At 51.5% G+C, this 20,764-nt stretch carries 19 protein-coding genes; 8 read left to right on the top strand and 11 right to left on the bottom strand.

What is annotated here, in order from left to right; translation table 11 throughout:
• Nucleotides 1-16: 16 nt before the first annotated feature.
• From AGRI_RS09300 to yacG, 7 genes are all read left to right on the top strand, one after another.
• Nucleotides 17-823 (top strand): substrate-binding periplasmic protein, encoded by an 807-nt coding sequence (locus AGRI_RS09300; RefSeq protein ID WP_008984691.1) that lies wholly within the window; start codon nt 17-19, stop codon nt 821-823.
• A gap of 226 nt (nt 824-1,049) precedes the next feature.
• Complete coding sequence (gene pilB / locus AGRI_RS09305) at nt 1,050-2,753, top strand: type IV-A pilus assembly ATPase PilB (RefSeq protein ID WP_008984692.1); 1,704 nt, start codon at nt 1,050-1,052, stop codon at nt 2,751-2,753.
• A gap of 83 nt (nt 2,754-2,836) precedes the next feature.
• Entirely contained in the window at nt 2,837-4,066 is a 1,230-nt protein-coding gene (locus tag AGRI_RS09310) for a type II secretion system F family protein (RefSeq protein ID WP_008984693.1), read from the top strand.
• On the top strand, nt 4,066-4,944 hold the full coding sequence (locus AGRI_RS09315) for a prepilin peptidase (RefSeq protein ID WP_008984694.1): 879 nt from the start codon (nt 4,066-4,068) through the stop codon (nt 4,942-4,944). The genes AGRI_RS09310 and AGRI_RS09315 overlap by 1 nt, the downstream gene beginning before the upstream one ends.
• Nucleotides 4,941-5,573 carry a dephospho-CoA kinase gene (gene coaE, locus AGRI_RS09320; RefSeq protein ID WP_008984695.1) on the top strand — a complete coding sequence of 211 codons (633 nt, stop codon included), beginning with the start codon at nt 4,941-4,943 and terminating at the stop codon, nt 5,571-5,573. The genes AGRI_RS09315 and coaE overlap by 4 nt, the downstream gene beginning before the upstream one ends.
• Nucleotides 5,573-6,322 (top strand): cell division protein ZapD, encoded by a 750-nt coding sequence (gene zapD / locus AGRI_RS09325; RefSeq protein WP_008984696.1) that lies wholly within the window; start codon nt 5,573-5,575, stop codon nt 6,320-6,322. The genes coaE and zapD overlap by 1 nt, the downstream gene beginning before the upstream one ends.
• 55 nt (nt 6,323-6,377) lie before the next feature.
• Complete coding sequence (yacG, locus tag AGRI_RS09330; protein WP_008984697.1) at nt 6,378-6,611, top strand: DNA gyrase inhibitor YacG; 234 nt, start codon at nt 6,378-6,380, stop codon at nt 6,609-6,611.
• Nucleotides 6,612-6,659: 48 nt separating this feature from the next.
• Here yacG and mutT read toward each other — a convergent pair whose 3' ends face one another.
• Entirely contained in the window at nt 6,660-7,076 is a 417-nt protein-coding gene (mutT, locus tag AGRI_RS09335) for an 8-oxo-dGTP diphosphatase MutT (RefSeq protein ID WP_008984698.1), read from the bottom strand.
• On the bottom strand, nt 7,060-9,780 hold the full coding sequence (gene secA / locus AGRI_RS09340; RefSeq protein WP_008984699.1) for a preprotein translocase subunit SecA: 2,721 nt from the start codon (nt 9,778-9,780) through the stop codon (nt 7,060-7,062). The genes mutT and secA overlap by 17 nt, the downstream gene beginning before the upstream one ends.
• A gap of 240 nt (nt 9,781-10,020) precedes the next feature.
• On the opposite strand from secA, the gene AGRI_RS09345 reads away from it, so the two are divergent.
• Nucleotides 10,021-10,482 (top strand): DUF721 domain-containing protein, encoded by a 462-nt coding sequence (locus tag AGRI_RS09345; RefSeq protein ID WP_008984700.1) that lies wholly within the window; start codon nt 10,021-10,023, stop codon nt 10,480-10,482.
• 49 nt (nt 10,483-10,531) lie between these two features.
• On the opposite strand, the gene lpxC is transcribed toward AGRI_RS09345, so the two are convergent.
• The 9 genes from lpxC to murD all read right to left on the bottom strand — a co-directional run bounded on the left by lpxC (nt 10,532) and on the right by murD (nt 20,761).
• Complete coding sequence (lpxC, locus tag AGRI_RS09350) at nt 10,532-11,443, bottom strand: UDP-3-O-acyl-N-acetylglucosamine deacetylase (protein WP_008950267.1); 912 nt, start codon at nt 11,441-11,443, stop codon at nt 10,532-10,534.
• Between the two features lie 164 nt (nt 11,444-11,607).
• Nucleotides 11,608-12,777 (bottom strand): cell division protein FtsZ, encoded by a 1,170-nt coding sequence (ftsZ, locus tag AGRI_RS09355; protein WP_008950268.1) that lies wholly within the window; start codon nt 12,775-12,777, stop codon nt 11,608-11,610.
• Nucleotides 12,778-12,805: 28 nt separating this feature from the next.
• Nucleotides 12,806-14,041 (bottom strand): cell division protein FtsA, encoded by a 1,236-nt coding sequence (ftsA, locus tag AGRI_RS09360; RefSeq protein ID WP_008984701.1) that lies wholly within the window; start codon nt 14,039-14,041, stop codon nt 12,806-12,808.
• A complete protein-coding gene (locus AGRI_RS09365; protein WP_008984702.1) occupies nt 14,038-14,790 on the bottom strand; it encodes a cell division protein FtsQ/DivIB in 753 nt (250 codons plus the stop codon). The genes ftsA and AGRI_RS09365 overlap by 4 nt, the downstream gene beginning before the upstream one ends.
• Before the next feature lie 6 nt (nt 14,791-14,796).
• Nucleotides 14,797-15,708 (bottom strand): D-alanine--D-alanine ligase, encoded by a 912-nt coding sequence (locus AGRI_RS09370; protein WP_008984703.1) that lies wholly within the window; start codon nt 15,706-15,708, stop codon nt 14,797-14,799.
• Nucleotides 15,705-17,159 carry a UDP-N-acetylmuramate--L-alanine ligase gene (gene murC, locus AGRI_RS09375; RefSeq protein WP_008984704.1) on the bottom strand — a complete coding sequence of 485 codons (1,455 nt, stop codon included), beginning with the start codon at nt 17,157-17,159 and terminating at the stop codon, nt 15,705-15,707. Before murC ends, AGRI_RS09370 begins: the two co-directional genes overlap by 4 nt.
• Nucleotides 17,156-18,241: an undecaprenyldiphospho-muramoylpentapeptide beta-N-acetylglucosaminyltransferase gene (murG, locus tag AGRI_RS09380; protein ID WP_008984705.1), complete on the bottom strand. Its 1,086-nt coding sequence runs from the start codon at nt 18,239-18,241 to the stop codon at nt 17,156-17,158. The genes murC and murG overlap by 4 nt, the downstream gene beginning before the upstream one ends.
• Nucleotides 18,234-19,433: a putative lipid II flippase FtsW gene (ftsW, locus tag AGRI_RS09385; protein WP_008984706.1), complete on the bottom strand. Its 1,200-nt coding sequence runs from the start codon at nt 19,431-19,433 to the stop codon at nt 18,234-18,236. Before ftsW ends, murG begins: the two co-directional genes overlap by 8 nt.
• Nucleotides 19,430-20,761 carry a UDP-N-acetylmuramoyl-L-alanine--D-glutamate ligase gene (gene murD / locus AGRI_RS09390; protein WP_008984707.1) on the bottom strand — a complete coding sequence of 444 codons (1,332 nt, stop codon included), beginning with the start codon at nt 20,759-20,761 and terminating at the stop codon, nt 19,430-19,432. Before murD ends, ftsW begins: the two co-directional genes overlap by 4 nt.
• Between the last annotated feature and the right edge of the window lie 3 nt (nt 20,762-20,764).

Consider the following 20,764-nt stretch of genomic DNA (forward strand, 5'->3'; position numbering starts at 1 on the left):
TGTAAGGAGCTTTGCCATGCGCAGCTTTCCTCTACTGTTGGTTATGTTGTTATCTTTACCCCTTCTCGCCTGTAAACCGGCTGCTAACTCTGGCCCGGCCGCTGACGTAACGCCCGTTGCGACCGAAAATCCCCCAGCTTGTGTGTTACGCGCTGGCTTTGATGCCTGGGAACCATACCACTACCTGGGGCAGGGTCAGCAGCCTCAGGGCTTGGATATTGAAATTTTGCAAACCCTGGCCGCCGAATTAAATTGTGAGCTAAGTCTGGAGCAAGACACCTGGGCTGCGTTGCTGCGCAAACTGCAAAGCGGCGAGCTGGATATCTTGCCCGGCGCCTCGATTAGCAGCGAACGTGAGCGTTATGCCTGGTTTTCCCGGCCCTACCGGCAAGAACAGTTTGTGTTGTATCAACGTCAGGATGCTCAGCTTAATTTCCCCAATTTAGCGGCAATGCTGTCGGCCGGGCATAAGATCGGTTTAGTTAGTGGCTATTTTTATGGCACTGAGGTTGACGAGTTACTGGGGCAGATGCCGGAGTCTTTTGTTAGTGCCCAGCTTAGCGAGCTAAATATGGCACGGTTGTTAGATGAAGAAATCAGTGCGCTGCTGGAAGACAGTATGGTTGCCACCGCCATTTTGCGCCGCAAAGGTCTGGATCGTTATATTAGTGCCAGCAGCTTACGCCTGCCCGAGTCGGAGGTTTATCTGATGTTAAGTAAAGGCAGTGTCGGCGAACAGCAACTGCAGCAAATTAATGCGGTGCTGGATAAGTTACAGCAGGATGGCCGGTTAGCGAAAATGATTGCTAAATATCAATCCTGATATTTAGCTTAGCAACGCAGGCGGGGTAGCGTGGCAGCAAGGACTGGCCAAGCTAAGCCAAGGATTTATGGGTTGCGGGTCAGTTAGTTTGCACGGTTCTGCCGCTGTTAAATTAGACCTTGGTCGCTTTTCGCAGCATTCTGGTGTTAAACCTTGAATATATAAGGGATACTGGCATAATCTGAGTACTATAGATTATGGATAATTTCCGGGGCCTGCAGCCATTATGGCGGTGAATACCAACTCCACGCTTCTCAAACGTTTGATTCAGCAAAGTTTTATCGACGGTGATAAAGCTCAGCGCGTCATTCTGGAAAAATCCCGTCAATATCGTACCCTACCCGAATTACTGATCAACGAAAAGCTGATTAATGCCAATACCCTGCATGAAGTGGCAGCCAGTATCAGCAACCATCTGACACTGGATCTGGAATTCTTTAACCCCGCCTCCATTCCGGAAGATTTACGCAACGAAAAGCTGACCCGTAAAAGCGATATGCTGCCGCTAAGTAAACGCGGCCGCACTATGTATTTGGCGGTAGTGGATCCGACCAATATTGCTGCTATTGAAGACTTTGAATTTAACGCCGGCATGAACGCTGAAGTCGTGGTTGTGCACTACGACAAATTACACAAGTTGCTCGATAAACTGTTTGAAAATGCCTACGACAGTCTGGGCGGTAGTGAGGCCGATTGGGACCTCTCTGCCATGGGCGTGGTGGAAGAAGATGAACAGGCTGATATTGTTTCGGTTACGCCAGATAAAGATGATCAGCCGATTATTGCCTTTATTAATAAAATATTACTGGATGCCATCCGCAAAGGCGCCTCCGATTTGCACTTTGAGCCATACGAAAAAAGCTATCGCATCCGCTTTCGGATTGACGGCATTCTAAACGAAATTGCCAGCCCGCCAGTCGCGCTATCAACCCGCTTATCGGCGCGTTTAAAGGTGATGTCGCGGCTTGATATTGCCGAAAAACGCATTCCGCAAGATGGCCGGATTAAACTTAAACTGTCAGCGAAAAAATCGATCGATTTCCGGGTTAGTACCCTGCCCACCCTGTGGGGCGAAAAAATTGTGATGCGGATCCTCGACTCCGACAGTGCCATGCTGGGGATCGATGTATTAGGTTATGAGCCGGAGCAAAAACAACGTTATCTGTATGCTTTAGCACAGCCGCAAGGTATGATTCTGGTTACCGGCCCGACTGGTAGCGGGAAAACGGTCTCGCTGTATACCGGCTTAAACATTTTAAATACCGAAGAAACCAATATTTCTACCGCTGAAGATCCGGTGGAAATTAACTTACCCGGTATTAATCAGGTACAGGTTAATCCGCGCGCCGGTTTAACTTTTGCCTCAGCATTAAAAGCCTTTTTACGCCAGGATCCGGACGTGGTTATGGTCGGTGAAATCCGCGATCTGGAAACCGCTGAAATAGCGATAAAAGCGGCGCAAACCGGCCACTTAGTACTATCAACCTTACACACCAACTCGGCGCCGGAAACCTTAACCCGCCTACTGAATATGGGCGTACCAGCCTATAACGTCGCCAGTTCAGTATCGTTAATTATTGCCCAGCGTCTGGCGCGACGTTTATGCCCAAAATGCAAACAAGCCGAACAGATTCCGGCTGCCGAATTATTGCGCCAGGGCTTTCGTGAAGACCAGCTGGATAAAATCACTATCTTTAAACCGGTGGGTTGTGATTATTGCACCAATGGCTATAAAGGCCGGGTCGGTATTTATGAAGTGATGCCGATTAGCCCCAAGATGGCCGATATTATTATGGATAATGGTAACTCCTTAGATATTGCGACTCAGGCCCAACGCGAAGGAATTAATAATTTGCGACAATCGGGCCTGATTAAAGCCGCCGCCGGTATTACCAGCCTGGCGGAAGTCAACCGGGTAACCAAAGGTTAAGCTATTGGCTTACATAAGACTTTTTGAAAACAAGAGCTATACTGTTGCAAAGTAGCACACAGAGCTGATAAGGATCCTTGCTGATGGCTCAAAATATAAAATTTAAAATAAAAGAGCTGCAAACCTTTAACTATAAAGGTGTAAATCGTAAAGGTGATAAAAAAAGCGGTGAAATTAAAGCCACCAGTATCGCCGAAGCCAAGGCGCTGCTACGCCAGCAAGGCGTTACGCCATCAGCGGTAAAAAAGAAACCGAAATCTCTATTTGGCGATGAAAAGCGCATTAGTGCAATGGATATTGCTGTGGTCACCCGGCAAATCGCAACTATGCTTGGCGCCGGTGTACCGCTGGTGCAATCTATCGATTTGATTGCCAACGGCTCCGATAATAAAAGCCTGCGTACGCTGATGCAAAAAATCTCGGTAAAAATTCAGGCGGGTTTACCGCTATCCGATACGCTGCGTGAACATCCCAAGTATTTTGATGATCTCTATTGTGACCTGGTCAAATCCGGCGAACAGTCGGGTGCCCTGGATAAAATCTTTGATCGGATTGCGATATATAAAGAAAAAGCCGAAGCCTTAAAATCGAAAATTAAAAAAGCCATGTTTTACCCTGCTGCCGTTGTCGTTGTCGCCGGTATTGTAACCTCCATATTGCTAATCTTTGTGGTGCCGCAATTTGCGGAAATTTTTGGCAGCTTTGGTGCTGAACTGCCGGGTTTTACCCTTTTTGTACTCGGTATTTCCGAGTTAATGCAAAAATATTGGTGGGTGGTGTTGGGCGCTATTATTGTTGCTGGCTATCTCACAGGCAAAGGCTATAACAATAACCTCAAGTTTCGCACCGCCTGTGATGCGATGCTACTTAAAGCCCCGGTATTTGGCATGATTTTAAATAAGGCCGCGGTAGCGCGTTACGCCCGCACCTTGTCGACCACCTTTGCCGCCGGGGTGCCGCTAATTGAAGCGCTGGAATCGGCGGCCGGCGCTTCTGGTAATGAAATTTACAAAAAGGCGATTCTTGATGTGCGTGACGAGGTTTCGTCAGGTAATCAAATGCATTTTGCGATGAAACAAACCGACCGTTTTCCGGAAATGGTCATTCAAATGGTATCGATTGGCGAAGAGTCCGGCTCGCTGGATAGTATGCTGGCCAAAGTCGCCAATATCTATGAGCAGGAAGTCGACGATGCCGTCGATGGCTTAACCGCGCTGTTAGAGCCGATGATTATGGCAGTATTGGGGGTAGTGATTGGTGGCCTGATTATCGCTATGTATCTGCCAATTTTCCAGATGGGTAATATTGTTTAATGTCAGAGTTTATCCTGTTATTACAACAACATAGCTGGTTATATCTGCTGTTGGTGTTTGTATTTAGCCTGGTCATTGGTAGCTTTCTAAATGTGGTGATTTACCGTTTGCCTATTATGATGGAACGCGAGTGGCAGGCCGAGTTTCAGGCCTATTTTCAGCAAGCGCCCGCCAGTGCAGTAACTGAGCGTTTTAACCTGGCCGTGCCACGCTCCGCCTGCCCCAGTTGCCATACACCTATTACAGCCCTTGATAATATCCCGCTTTTAAGCTGGTTATGGCTAAAGGGCCGCTGCCGGCATTGTCATACCAGGATTAGTGTCCGCTATCCGGCGGTGGAGGTACTGACAGCGGTATTAGCCACCACTGTTGCCTGGCAGTTTGGCGTCACTACCACAACCGCGGTCTTGTTACTGATTACCTTTGGTTTGATTGCCCTTAGTTTTATCGATATTGATAAGATGCTGCTGCCAGACCAGATTACCTTGCCACTGCTATGGCTGGCGTTAGTATTTAGTTTAAGCGAGCATGCCCTGGTCGATCCGGCGACGGCGATCTTAGGTGCGGCTTGCGGTTATTTAAGCCTGTGGGCGGTATATTGGGGCTTTAAGCTGCTAACCGGCAAAGAGGGCATGGGTTACGGTGATTTTAAGCTGTTGGCCATTTTTGGTGCCTTACTGGGCTGGCAACAACTCCCCTTGATTATTCTGTTATCGTCGCTGGTGGGTGCAATCATCGGGGCAACACTGCTGAGTATTCAGGGTAAAGATAAAGCCACACCGATCCCCTTTGGCCCCTATATCGCCGCCGCAGGCTGGATTGCTATCTTGTGGGGCGAACAACTTACCGGCGCTTATTTGTCTTACCTTGGCCTATGAGTGCGCTAACCGGCAAATTATTGATTGGCTTAACCGGTGGCATTGGCAGCGGTAAAAGCACAGTAGCCGAGCAGTTTCGTGTTTTGGGTGCTGGTTATGTTGATGCCGATATCGTGGCACGCGAAATAGTCGCACCCGGCACACCCGCGTTAGCGGCTATTAGCGAGCACTTTGGTGCGGAGTTATTGCAGGCCGATGGCAGCTTAAACCGCGCTGCGCTGCGCCAGCGCATCTTTAGTGACCAGACCGCCAAACTCTGGCTGGAACAGTTACTGCATCCGGCGATCCGTGAGCAGCTGTTTGCCCAGTTAACCGCTCTGCCTACACCCTATGCGCTGCTGGTTGCCCCCTTGCTATTGGAGAACGGTCTGGATACATTCTGCGACCGGGTATTGCTGGTCGATGTTAGCGAGCAAACCCAGTTAAAACGCACCATAGCACGCGATCAGAATAATGCTGAGCAGGTAAAAGCCATTATGGCAGCGCAACTGGGCCGGCAACAAAAACGGGCCCGGGCTGATGATATCATTGACAATAATGGCAGTTTGGCGCAACTCACTGAACAAATTACGCATTTACATAAAAAATATCTTGAACTTAGCCGAAAAATAAGACACAAAGAGCAGTGATGACTGCTGAAATAGTATACGAACACCCGCTTAACACCAAAATCCGCACCTATCTGCGGATCGAGCACCTGTTTACCCAACTTTCCGGCTTGCGCGCGACTCAGGATGAGGCACTACAGCTGAGCTTTTTTAGTACCTTATTCAGCCTGCTGGATGTGCTGGATCGTACTGATATTAAACCAGACCTGCTAAAAGATTTAGAACGCTGCGAGAGCCAATTGGTGCAATGGTCGCGGCATCCGGCTGTCTCTGATCAGAAATTACAACCGTTACTGCAACAAGCACTACATTATCAAACCGACCTACTACGCTGTGGTAAACTGGCGGTGCCGTTAAAAGATGACAAATTTTTAGCCCCCTTACGCCAGCGGTTTGCGTTGCCCGGCGGCTGCTGCTTCTTTGATGTGCCGCAACTGCAGTATTGGCTAAAGTTACCGGCCACTGAGCAGCAGCAACAAATCAGCGACTGGCTGGCACAATTGGCACTTACTGAACAAACGTTGGCTTTTGTGCTGAATTTTATTCGCCAACGCGGTGAATTTACTGAAATGCAGGCAGAAAACGGTTTTTATCAGCAAAATGCCGAACAGTATGAATTACTGCGGATTAAATACTCGCAGGCTTGCTGCTCTTTCCCTACCGTCAGTGGCAACCGCTACCGTTATGCCATTCGTTTTATGCAACTGTCAGAACAGGATGGCCGCAGTGCCTGCAGTAACGATATCGCTTTCCAACTGGCGTGCTGCTAACTACTTTCTACTCTGCTAAACTGCCACCCTGATTTTAGCTGTTGCAGGAAGAACTATGACCACCACTGTAAAATGCCCAACTTGTGAAAAGACCGTTGTCTGGGCTGCTGAATCGCCGTTCCGGCCATTTTGTTCTGAGCGCTGTAAGCTGATTGACTTGGGTGATTGGGCGGCTGAAAACCACCGTATTGCTGATAAACAGCCGATTGACGCCGCACTGTCCGAAGAGTTTCTGGCTGAGTTAGAACAGGAATTTCTGGCGAAAGACAACCAATTCTTTAAAGAGTGACCAGGGATTAGAGAGTATCCAGGGCTGGTTGGCGGTTATTGGCAGCGGCTAAGCACTAACCAGAAAAGCCGCCTGCAGTTTTTCAACGATAGGTTGGTTAGCATCGGGCAGCGATAACCGGTCCAGCTCACTCAGCTCTGCCCAATATAAAGGCTGCCCCTCAGCGCCATGCGGTTCGCCGCTAAAATCAGTAACCAGATAAATATCCAGCAACACACAACGCTCCGGATATTCATGTTGCAGCTGCATAAAAGGTTCGGCCTCTAACACGGTAATGCCGATTTCTTCGGCGAGTTCGCGCTTTAACGCCGCCACTACCGTCTCGCCCTGCTCCAACTTACCGCCGGGAAACTCCCAGCGGTTCGCCTGATGCTTACCTGCAGCCCGCTTAGCCAGCAGCACCTGCTGTTGGTGCAAAATCACGCCAACAGCGACATGCAGTAACGGCTTAACTAAGCTGGCCATGGCACTGCTTATACTTTTTGCCAGAACCACAAGGGCAAGGATCGTTACGGCCTACTTTGGCACCGTCACGATACACCGGCGTTGCGCCGCGTCCCCCTTCCGGTAACTCACCACCGACGTGCTCCGCTTCGGCGTGCTGATACTGATGTGGTACCTGATCGGCTTTACGGCGTTGTTCTTCTACCGCTTCCACATCTTCAGACGCCCGTACCTGTACCCGGCTTAAAATGCCGATCACATCCAGCTTCAGGTTTTCCAGCATAGTGGTAAACAGCTCAAAAGCTTCGCGCTTATATTCCTGTTTCGGGTTCTTCTGCGCATAGCCACGCAGGTTAATGCCCTGCCGCAGGTGGTCCATCGCCGCCAGATGCTCTTTCCAGTGGCTATCGAGGCTTTGCAACATAATGGCTTTTTCAAACTGGCGTAACACCTGTGGCCCCACCATTTGCTCTTTCAGCGCATAGGCGGCGCCGACATCTTGCTGAATGCGCTCACGCAGTTTTTCTTCAAACAGTTTCTTATCGTCTTTCAACCACTGACCAATCGGCAGCTCAACCCCAAAGTCGGCTTGCAAGCGTTGCTCCAGACCCGGAATATCCCACATTTCGTCCAGCGATTGTGGCGGAATATATTCGTTAATCACCCGTTCGACCACATCTTCACGGATGGCGTGAATGGTTTCACTGATATCGGCGGTGTCTAACAGGTCGTTACGTTGCTCATACACCACTTTACGCTGATCGTTGGCAACATCATCGAATTCCAGTAATTGCTTACGGATATCAAAGTTTCGGGCTTCTACCTTACGCTGGGCGTTTTCAATAGCACGGCTAACCCAAGGGTGCTCAATAGCTTCGCCCGGTGCCATACCGAGCTTACGCATCATGCCGGCCATCCGATCCGATGCGAAAATCCGCATTAGCGCATCTTCTAACGACAGATAAAAACGTGACGAGCCAGGGTCACCCTGACGACCGGCACGACCGCGGAGCTGGTTATCAATACGGCGGGATTCATGGCGCTCGGTACCGATAATATGCAAGCCACCTGCCGCGATCACCGCATCGTGGCGCTGCTGCCAGTCTGCTTTAGCGGCAGCGATTTGCTCGTCTGTGGCATCCGCGCCCAAGGCTTTTAATTCAGCCTGTAAGCTACCGCCCAGCACGATGTCGGTACCCCGACCGGCCATATTAGTGGCAATAGTAACAGTACCGGCACGGCCGGCATCGGCAATAATCTGCGCTTCGTTAGCGTGGAACTTGGCGTTTAATACCTGGTGGGTAATTTTCGCTTTGTGTAGCAGGCTGGATAAGTACTCTGAGCTTTCAATCGAAGCGGTACCGACTAACACCGGGCGCTTGGCATCGCGTGCTTGTTTGATGTCCTCGATGATGGCATTGTATTTATCTTCTGCCGTCAGGTACACCAAATCAGCCATATCGTTACGCACCATCGGCTTATTGGTTGGTACAACTATGGTTTCCAGGCCATAAATTTGCTGGAATTCAAAGGCTTCGGTATCGGCGGTACCGGTCATACCGGCCAGTTTGTCGTATAAACGGAAGTAGTTCTGGAACGTAATCGAAGCCAGCGTCTGGTTCTCGTTCTGGATCCGTACACCCTCTTTGGCTTCCACCGCCTGGTGTAAGCCTTCTGACCAGCGACGGCCTTCCATAGTCCGGCCGGTGTGCTCATCAACAATCACGATTTCGCCGTCTTTAATCACATAATCGACGTCGCGCTTAAACAGCTGGTGCGCCCGTAAGGCCGCATAAACATGGTGCAGTAAGGTGATATTCGCAGCGGAGAATAAGGTGTCATGCTCGCCAATCATGCCCTGCTCGCGCAGCATCTCTTCAACTTTGATCTGGCCTTGCTCGGTCAGATAAACCTGCCGCGCTTTTTCGTCCACGGTAAAGTGACCATCACCGTGCTTGCCTTCTTCGTCTTCTTTTTCCTGTTTTTCCAACAGCGGTACCAGCTTATTAATTTGCTTGTACAGCTCAGAGCTGTCTTCGGCCGGGCCAGAGATAATCAGTGGGGTACGGGCTTCGTCGATTAAAATCGAGTCGACTTCGTCGATAATGGCGTAGGCCAGGTCACGTTGTACCCGGTCCTGCGGTGAGAACGCCATATTGTCGCGCAGATAGTCAAAGCCAAACTCGTTGTTAGTACCATAGGTAATATCGGCAGCATAAGCTTTTTGCTTTTCCGGATGTGGCATGCCCGGTACGTTAACGCCAACCGTTAAACCGAGGAAACTAAACAGCGGCTCGTTAGTTTGCGCATCGCGTTTTGCCAGGTAGTCGTTAACGGTAATCACATGTACAGACTTGCCGCTAAGCGCGTTCAGATAGGCCGGCAGCGTAGCGGTCAGGGTTTTACCTTCACCGGTGCGCATTTCAGAAATCTTACCCTGATGCAGCACCATACCGCCGAGCAGCTGCACATCAAAGTGCCGCATGCCGAACACCCTTTTACTGGCTTCACGCACTGTGGCAAAGGCTTCCGGCAGAATATCATCCAGACTGGTACCGTTTTGCACCCGTTGTTTGAATTCGCTGGTTTTACTTTTTAATTGTTCGTCACTCAGCTTTTCGTATTCGGCTTCCAGCGCGTTAATTTGCGCCACGGATTTTTTCAGTTTCTTCAGAAAACGGTCGTTGCGGCTGCCAATTATTTTGGCGAAAAGATTTCCAAACATTATCCCAATACCATATTAAGTTTAAACTGCATGCCCTACGCCGCTTGCTGAGGCAACTAAGGTGATTGCAGCCCTGGCGACGCCAGTATTAATTTTTGCTGTTACCTGCGCACCAGGCCAGTTGTTGGCAGATGTTAGCAGGATATGGCGCTAAAGACAGTGCCTTTCAAGGCTTAAGCTATGGCTGTATGCAAAAAACTGCTACAATTTTGCCGATATCTGTCTGTGGTACCTTGCCTGATGAAACGCTATAACCATAAACCTGAAGATCTGAGCCGGCTGTTAAGCCACGGTCAGCTATCGGGTATTCAACAGCAGTTTAGCGTGCTCAGCCAGTTTAATCAGGTGCTGGCCGAGCTGTTGCAAACGCCACAACTGGGCTTTTGTCAGGTTGCCAATATCAAAGATGGCCGGGCTGTCATTTTATGCAGCTCAGCGGCCTGGGCCACCCGCCTTAAAATGCAACGCGACGCCATTTTAGCCAATTTCCGGCAGAAAATCTTGCCTGATTTAGCGGGTCTCGACATCGAAGTTTCGCCCAATGGTCAGAATAAACCGTTCAGTGTGCAGGAAAAGGCAGCAGCAGCCTATCAGGTGAAAAAAGGTGGTCTAAGCGAACAGAATCGTCAGCAACTGGCCGCGTTAGCCGCCAGCAGTGATGGCCCGGTACAACAAGCTTTGCAGCGTTTACTGAAACCCTGAAAACGAATCGGGCCGCAGAGCGGCCCAATTCAACATTCAACATTCAACTTTATGCCAACTGCGGCGCCAAAAACGAAATCGGCATCTCGGCTTTGTCTTCAAAGGTCACAAATTCCCAGTTTTCCTGGTTAGCTAACACGGCGCTTAACAGCTGGTTATTCAGGGCGTGACCGGTCTTGTAAGAGCGGAATTCACCCAGAATGCTGTAACCAGCCATATACAGGTCGCCAATGGCATCCAGAATTTTGTGCTTGATAAACTCATCGTCGTAACGCAGGCCGTCCTGGTTTAATACCCGGTATTCGTCCAGCACGACCGCGTTATCCATGCTGCCACCTAACGCCAGGTTGTTAGCGCGCAGGTATTCCACTTCATGCAGGAAACCAAAGGTGCGGGCACGGCTAATTTCTTTGATAAAGGCCGCAGCAGAGAAATCCATCACCAGATGCTGGGTGGTTTCAGAAATGACCGGGTGGTTAAAGCTGATGGCAAAGTCCAGTTTAAAACCATTGTAAGGCTTAAACTCGGCCCACTTATCGCCATCTTCTACCCGCACAGTCTGCTTAATACGGATAAACTTTTTCGCCAGCCGCTGTTCGCTGATACCCGCTTCCAGCAACAGATAGACGAAAGGATTGGCGCTACCATCCATAATCGGGATTTCCGGCGCATCGACATCAATCACCAGATTGTCGATGCCCAGACCGGCGATAGCGGCCATCAGGTGTTCGGTAGTAGAGAGGCGCACGCCTTGCTCATTAATTAAACAGGTACACATCACCGTATCACCGACCAGTGATGGCGTGATCTTAAAGTCAATTACCGGGTCCAGGTCTACACGCCGGAAAATAATTCCGGTGTTATCGGGTGCAGGCCGGAGAGTAAGCGTAACCTTTTCCCCTTTGTGTAACCCGACGCCGACAGAACTGACTGTTTGGCTGATGGTACGTTGTTTAATCATAATTTTATCCTGCTCATTTACTAAGCAAACAAAATGGGCGCGAAGCATAGCACATGACCGCAACTATGCCAAATATTGGCTGAACAGCAAATGAACTCCATTAACTGCTAAGCTTAAATCGCCACTACCTGTTACCGCATACTGCTACCGCATAATTTTCGGTATTAGTCAGCCTGTTTGCGTAAAAAGGCCGGGATATCAAAAATATCAATACCGCCGCCTTTTGGCTCAGGTTGCACCTTGGTTTGTAATACTTCTTCACGCTGTACTACTGGCTGCGGTGCGCTCTGACGCATGGTATTACCATGCTGTACATAGCTGTGGCTGACCGGCTCGGCACGGTGATGCGTTGGTACCAGGCTGATATCTGGTTTGCGATCCGCACCAATACCAGTGGCAACGACGGTCACCCGCAGCTCGTCACGCATTTCCGGATCAATAACAGCACCGACGACAACGGTCGCGTTCTCAGAAGCGAAGGCTTTTACTGCGTTACCAACAGTTTCAAACTCTTCGATACTGATATCCAGACCAGCAGTGATATTCACCAGAATGCCACGCGCGCCGGATAAATCGATATCTTCCAGCAGCGGGCTGGAGATAGCCTGCTCGGCTGCTTCTTCAGCACGGTCCGGGCCGGTAGCACGACCGGTACCCATCATCGCAGTACCCATTTCTGACATCACAGTACGTACGTCAGCAAAGTCCACGTTGATCAGACCCGGGCGGGTAATTAATTCGGCGATACCCTGCACCGCACCTAACAACACATTATTGGCCGCTTTAAACGCATCCAGCAGGCTGGTGCCTTTACCCAGCACCTTTAACAGTTTGTCGTTCGGGATAGTGATCAGCGAGTCAACATGCTTGCTCAGCTCTGCAATACCTTCATCGGCAAAGGCGGTGCGCTTTTTACCTTCGAACGGGAACGGTTTAGTCACCACGGCAACAGTCAGAATGCCCAGCTCTTTCGCCACTTCTGCTACGATTGGCGCAGCACCGGTACCGGTACCGCCACCCATACCCGCAGCAATAAACACCATGTCAGCGCCTTGCAGCGTTTTCTTGATGGTTTCGCGATCTTCTTCCGCTGAGCGGCGACCAATCTCCGGATTGGCGCCGGCACCTAAACCTTTGGTTACGGCAGCACCCAGTTGTAAGGTCACATTGGCTGACGAATTACGCAGCGCCTGCGCATCGGTATTTGCCGCAATAAACTCTACACCTTCGATATTGCTGGCGACCATATACTCGACAGCGTTACCGCCACCACCGCCAACCCCGACAACTTTAATGACAGCTTCTTCGCTGTGGTTTTCCATTAACTCAAACATAGCTCTCTCTCCGTTTTATTACGCTTACTCAAAACTGACCGTTAAACCAGCTGCTGATTTTTTTAAACAGCCCGCTGACTGTATCGCGGCTCTGACCGGCAGCTTTTTGTTGGCTGCGTACGTCTTTGCCGTATAGTAATAAGCCAATGACACTGGCATAAGCCGGATCACTGACATAATCCCGTAAACCTGTGACATGCATCGGATACCCGAGCCGCACCGGCATCTGAAAAATATCTTCAGCAAATTCGACCGCGCCTTCCATCTTGGCAGTGCCACCGGTTAACACCAGACCAGCCGCAATTTGCTCTTCTAAACCACTGGAGCGGATTTCCTCCTGCACCAGTTCAAATAATTCCTGATAACGTGGCTCTACCACTTCCGCTAGCGTATGCCGCGACATCGAACGCGCCGGCCGGCCACCAACACTGGGTACTTCGATGCTTTCTTCTTTACCCACCATACTGCGCAAGGCACAGGCGTACTGCACCTTAATGTCTTCGGCATGGCTGATTGGAGTGCGGAAGATTTTGGCGATATCACTGGTCACCTGATTACCGGCAACCGGGATCACGGCGGTGTGGCGCAAAGCACCATTGGTAAAAATGGCAATATCAATAGTACCACCACCAATATCGACGACACAGACACCCAGCTCTTTTTCATCATCGGTTAATACCGCATAGCTGGAGGCCAGCGCACTGAAGATTAACTGGTCGACATGCAGACCACAACGCTCGACACATTTTTCGATATTTTTTGCCATATCATTGGCGCAGGTAATGATATGGGCACGGGCTTCCATGCGTACGCCAGACATACCGACCGGACTTTTAATCCCTTCCTGCATATCGACTGAAAACTCCTGCGGCAGTACATGCAGCATCCGGCGCTCAGCCGAAATCGGCACCGACTTAGCGGCGTGAATCACACTGGCGACATCCTCGGCGGTCACTTCGGTATCGTTAATCGGTACCATGCCGCTTTCATTCTGGCAGCGAATATGTTTACCGGTAATGCCCAGATACACCGACGACACCTGACAATCGGCCATCAGTTCGGCCTCATTCACTGCCCGCTGCACTGCCTGCACCACCAGGTTCAGATCGTTAACGCCACCTTTGTCCATGCCGCGCGACGCATGCGTCCCTACGCCTACAATGCTAAGCTGGTTATCTGCGGTGATCTCGCCCACCACCGCTTTAATCTGCGAGGTGCCGATATCCAGACCGACTATCAAATCCCGTTCTGCTGACTTTGTCATGTTTTTCTCTTAGTGTCTGTTACTGCATAGCGCACGGCAATACCCGTGTCATAACGTAAATCAACTTCGGCCATCCCGGCCTGATGTTGTTGCATCTGTGGATACAGCTCAATAAAGCGCTGTAGCCGTTTTAAGGTGTCTTCCCGCCCAAGCTGCAAGCTAAGGCCATCGGCCAATTCCAACCGCCAGGCAAAGCGTTCAGTTAACCACACCTTGCGCACCTGAAATTGATGCAGTGTTAATAACTGCTGCATCTTACTGAACATGTTCAGGGCATCCTGCTCGGCCCCTTGCGGGCCATGCAACCAGGGTAAGGTTGTAGCCAGCTGTTGAATTGGCGCAGTAAATACCTGGCCTTTATCGTTTAATAGCTGGTCACCATTCCATACCGCTACCGGTTGCTGCTCTGTCACTACCACCACCAGCGTATCAGGCCAAAGTTTGCGCACGGCGCTCTGATACACCCAGGGCTGGAGTTGCAGGAACTGCTGCACCTGATCCACATTCACCCGAAAAAAGTTACCTACATACTCTTGTTGTAAGCGTTGTTGTAATTCGGCAGCATCCAGCTGCTGAAACTTACCATAGAGCTTGACCTGCGAAATCGGCGCACTTTGCTGATCCTGCACCCAGTTTTTCAGCGTCGCGATCAGGTACATTAAAAAAATCAGTGAGCAGGCAAAAAACACCACACCGGCGATAAATTCCGCCCGGCTTTTAGTTGGTGCTGCACTAACCTGCTCTGCCATTTCGACTTAGCCCCTTGCACTTTGCGCTTGCTGTAAAATCGCCAATACCAACTGCTGGAAGCTGTAACCGGCGGCTTTGGCCGCCATCGGCACCAGCGACTTTTCGGTCATGCCTGGCACCGTATTCACCTCTAGTAAATAATGCTGTCCGTTTTGATCCAGCATCAGGTCGACACGGCCCCAGCCACTGGCACCCACAGCGTTAAACGCTGCCAGCGCACTTTGTTGCATCGCTGCGGTAAGCTCTGCCGTGAGCGGCGCCGGGCACAGATACTCAGTGCTATTGGCCTGATATTTAGCCTCGTAATCATAAAACGCCCGCGGGGTGCGCATTTCCACGATCGGCAATACCTGCCCGTTTAAAATCGCGATGGTAAATTCGCGGCCGTTAATCCAGCGCTCAACCAGCACTTCCTGATCATATTGATGGGCGGTAGCTATTGCCGTGGCCAGTTCATCAGCGGTACTGGCGGCACTCATACCAATGCTGGAGCCTTCGTTCGCTGGCTTTACCATCACTTTGCCACCCAGTTGCTGTAGCATGGTGGCATAGTCGGTGTCACCTGGCCGCACGACTAAAAATGGCGCTGTTGGTAAGCCTTGCGCCTGAAACAACCATTTGCAGCGGATCTTGTCCATCGCCAGCGCTGAACCCAGCACGCCACTGCCGGTGTAGGGTAAACCCAGCTGCTGCAAAGCCCCTTGCATGGTGCCATCTTCACCACCGCGACCATGCAATACAATAAACACTTGATCCGCCTGCAAGCTGGATAACGGCTGCTCTTTCGGATCAAAAGCAAAGGCATTAATGCCTGCATCTAATAATGCTGCTAACACTGCCTTACCGGAACGTAAAGACACCTCTCGCTCAGCTGAGCGGCCACCAAACATCACGGCAACTCTTGCGTTAGGGTTCATAGCGCAGCTCCCTTGGTTGCTTTTAATTGTTCTATATTCAGCTGCATGGCGGCTAACTGTTTCACCAAGGCGCCGATATTGCCGGCGCCCTGAGTCAGTACCACATCACCATCCTGTAATACTTCCGCCAGGCTGGCAGCCAGATCGGCCGGCTGAGCGACATAAATGGGTTCTAACTGGCCACGGGCGCGGATCGAGCGCGCCAGACTGCGACTGTCAGCGCCCGGAATCGGCGCTTCACCAGCGGCATAAACCTCGAGCAGTAACAGCGTATCAACTTCGGACAATACCCGGGCAAAGTCATCATACAGATCGCGGGTACGGGTATAACGGTGTGGCTGATAACACATCACTAAGCGCCGCTCTGGCCAGGCGCTACGCACCGCTGCAACAGTAGCGGCCACTTCAGTTGGGTGATGGCCATAATCATCCAGTAACAGCACCTTGCCACGGCCAGTGTCAAATTCGCCATATTGCTGGAAGCGCCGGCCAATGCCTTCAAATTTACTGAGCGCCGCCAATATTGCCTGCTCGGCAATCCCCTCATCTTGAGCTAAGGCAAACACAGCAGTGGCATTTAAGGCATTATGCCGGCCCGGTAAATTCAGGCTGATCTCGCGTTGATTGCCTGCCGGGTCGGTAATGACAAACTGGCTGACGGTGCCGCTTTGACTAAAATCGCTAATTTGATAGTCGGCATCCTCGCTAAAGCCATAGGTCAGCACGGTACGGCCAATACAGGGAATGAGCTGCCGCAGCACCGGATCGTCGAGGCAAACCACCGCTAAACCGTAGAAAGGTAAGTTATGTAAAAACTCCAGATAGGTGGCTTTGAGTTTTTCAAAGTCGCCCTGATAGGTGTCCATATGATCGGCTTCGATATTCGTGATCACTGTCGCCATTGGCTGCAGATGTAAAAACGAGGCGTCACTTTCATCGGCTTCGGCAATCAGATAGCGGCCGGCACCTAAGCGGGCATTGGAGCCGGCTGAATTTAATAGACCACCAATGACAAAAGTGGGATCGGCGCCGGCTTCGGCAAATACCGAGGCCATCAGGCTGGTGGTCGTGGTTTTGCCATGGGTACCGGCAATGGCAATACCATGGCGAAAGCGCATCAGCTCACCCAGCATTTCGGCACGACGCACCACCGGAATGCGCAATTCCCGCGCACTGCTCACCTCTGGATTGTCGGCTTTAATGGCACTGGATACCACCACAACACTGGCACCTTGAATATTTGCCGCGCTGTGGCCGATAAAAATCTCCGCCCCAAGCCCGGCCAGCCGCTCCGTTACCGCACCGCTGGCGATATCGGAACCGCTAACTTTGTAGCCCTCATTCAGCAAAACTTCGGCAATACCGCCCATACCGGCACCGCCGATACCGACAAAATGAATGCGCTCGACCCGGCGCATAGCCTGTTTTTTCTGCTGAAGTGTCGTAATCATACTGCTTGTCCTGTTACTTGCTGACACAACGCCACCACTTGCGTGGTGGCATTATCCAGTGCCAATGCTCTGGCTTTGTTAGCGCGCTCGGTTAACAGCGCTCGGTTTTGCATTAATTCCGCGATAATTGGCACCACACCCGGTGTTGCAAGCTGCGCCTGAGGTACCAGCCAGCCACCACCTTGCTCGGTCAAACTGCGGGCATTGGCAGTTTGGTGATCATCAATCGCTGTTGGCAGCGGCACAAAGATTGCGGCGATACCGGCTGCGGCAACTTCGCTAACGGTTAGGGCACCCGCGCGGCAAATCACCAGATCAGCCCAACGATAGGCCGCCGCCATATCTTTAATAAAAGCACTGACTTCAACCGTCACGCCTTGCTCAGTCAGCGGCTGATAGGCAGCGGTGACCTGCTGCAACATGGCTTCGCCAGTCTGATGTTTAACCGCCAGTGGCCCTTGTTGTGCCAGGGCGATTAACTGCGCTGGCAATTGTTCGTTTAGCGCTTTCGCCCCTAAGCTGCCGCCCACAATCAGGATGCGCAATTCCGGCGCTGCAGCGCGGTTTTCCCGACAGCCAATCAGGTCACGTCGAACCGGATTGCCGACTAACTGTTGCTTGACCGAGCTGGCAAAAGCCTGCGGGAACGCCACCATAATTTTTTGCGCAAAACGCGCCAGCAATTTATTGGTGCTACCCGGCACCGCGTTTTGCTCATGGATCAACAGCGGCACCCCAGTTAACCAGGCGGCAACGCCTCCCGGGCCACTGGCATAGCCACCAAAACCAACCACCAGCTGCGGCTGTAACTGCTTGATCAATCTCCGGGCTTGCCACACAGAGCGCAGCAGCATTAACGGCGCTTTGAATAACGAAGCCAGACCTTTGCCACGCAAGCCTGCTACCTGAATGCTATAAAACGGATAGCCAAACTCCGGCACCAGTTTCGCTTCCATCCGTTCTGCCGTGCCCAGCCAGGCGATATCCCAGCCGGCTTGCTGTAATGCCTGCGCTACTGCCTGCGCCGGGAAAATATGTCCGCCGGTACCGCCGGCCATAATCAATGCCAGCGGCTTACTCATGCTTGCCTCCACTGACGGCTTGCTTACCCTGTAAACGCACTTCAAAGTCAATCCGCAGTAACAAGGCGGCTGCCATCAGCATAATAATCAGGCTACTGCCACCATAGCTGACAAAGGGTAACGTCATACCCTTGGTTGGCATCATCCCGCTGGCCATACCGGCGTTAACGGCGGTTTGAAAACCAATCCAGATTGCCAGGGCATAGGCCAGAAAGCCGTGAAAGCTCATGCCTTTTTGCAGTGCTCTGTTCCCCATCATCAAGGCGCGGAACACTATGATAAACAGCAAGCCCAATAAAACCGCGACACCAAAAAAGCCGGTCTCTTCGCCTATCACTGAAATAATAAAATCGGTATGGGCTTCCGGCAGATACTCCAGCTTCTGAATACTATTGCCCAGCCCCTGCCCGGACCAGCCACCACGGCCAAAGGCCATCAATGACTGTGTCAGCTGATAACCGCTACCAAAAGGATCAGCCCAGGGATCAAGAAAAGCCGTAACCCGGCGCCAGCGATACTCACTGTAGAAAATCAACACCGCAATGGCCGCCAGACCGGTTAGGATCAGCGCGATAAACTGCCATAATTTGGCGCCGGCCAAAAACAGCAATACCACCGCAGTGGCAAACATCACTATCACGGTGCCAAGGTCTGGCTGCATCAACAGCAACACCGCGACCACAAATAGCATAATCAGCGGCTTCAGGAAGCCCATCAGGTTTTCCCGCACCTCTTCATGGCGCCGCACCAGATAACTGGCCAGATAGGTAAAGAAGAACAGCTTAGCCGGCTCAGCACCCTGCACGTTGATCGGCCCCAGCGCCAGCCAGCGCGTCGAACCATTCACGTTCTTACCAAAGATTAATACCGCCACCAGCAGCGCCAGCGCCGCAAACAATAATTGCATATTGTAGTTATGCCAGAAGCTGACTGGCAGCCGGGTCACGGTATAGGCTGCCACCAATCCCATGCCCATATAGATCAGATGGCGCAGGGTAAAATGCAGCGGGTTGCCATATAAACGCTCGGCCACCGGAATAGAGGCGCTGGTGACCATCACCAGGCTAAAGGCCAGCACCAATAACAGCGCCGTCAGGAAAATATTGTCAAAGGTGCCCTGATCCTTGCTTTGCCACCAGCTATCCAAGCGGGGCAAGGGATTAAAGCGACCACCTAATAACATGGCTTTCATGGCTTTAACTCCCGAACAGCTGCAGCAAACTGTTCACCGCGGTCGGCATAGCTTTTAAACATATCCAGGCTGGCACAAGCCGGCGACAGCAATACCATATCACCGGGCTGAGCCAGCGAAGCCGCGGTTTTAACCGCCTGTTGTATCGTTTTAACCTGAATACTGTCCGGCAGTAAGGCGGCAATGGCTGGCCCATCCTGGCCTAAGGTAATCAATTGCTGTACATCGCGCTGCAATGCCGGTTGCAGTTCAGTCAGATCGGCGCCCTTGGCGTCACCGCCGGCAATCAGGATCAACTTACCAGCCACGCTGCTGCGTAAACCTGCCAGCGCAGCCAGCGTGGCGCCAATATTGGTGCCCTTAGAATCGTTAACCCAGCGCACACCATGGCGCTCTGCGACCAGCTCACAGCGATGGGCCAGACCACGGAAACTGCGTAACGTGCTGGCAATAGCCTGGCGACTGGCACCTGCTGCCAGTGCTAACGCCGCGGCGGCCAGCGCATTAAACTGATTGTGTTTACCAAATAAGCTCATTTCGGTGACGGGCAATAAAGGCTCACCGGCCACCAGCAGGTAGTCCTGTCCCTGATGTTGCACGATACCGTAACCGCTGCTGTTATCCGTTAAACTCAGGGCTAAGACCTGTGTCGCCACTGCGGGTATAGTTAGCGCATCATCGGCGTTATATACCGCCAGCGCACTATGTTGATAAATGCGTTGTTTTGCCGCCGCATAGTCGGCCAGATCCTGATAGCGATCTAAATGGTCAGCACTGACATTCAGATTGGCCGCGGCAACTAACCGCAGGCTATCCGTGGTTTCCAGTTGAAAGCTGGACAACTCCAGCACATAAATCTCAGTCTCAGTTTTAGCCAGCGCATCCAAAACCGGTAAACCGATATTACCGGCCGCCAGCGCTTGAATGCCGCTGTGCTGCAACATCGCTTCGGTGAGCTTAGTTACGGTCGACTTACCATTAGAGCCGGTAATAGCCACCACCGGCTTAGTGTTGTAGCAGGCAAACAGCTCAACATCGCCGATCACCTTCGCGCCCTGTAATTTGGCAAAACGCAGTGCCGGATGTTTTACCGACAAGCCGGGGCTGACAATAATCAGTTCCATCTGCGCCAGGCGGTTGGCATCCAGTTCACCAAGATAAATACCATCGACTTTTTCGGCGGCGATCTGCTCCAGACCTGCCGGTTGCTTGCGGGTGTCCATCAAGACCGGTTTAATGCCTTTTGACAGCAAAAAACGCACCGTAGCCAGACCTGACTGGCCCAGCCCAACGACGGCGATGCGTTTTGCGGTCAATAAATCCTGCATAAC

Origin of the sequence: Alishewanella agri BL06 (genome assembly GCF_000272005.1) — a bacterium.
In the GTDB taxonomy this organism is placed as follows: domain Bacteria; phylum Pseudomonadota; class Gammaproteobacteria; order Enterobacterales; family Alteromonadaceae; genus Alishewanella; species Alishewanella agri.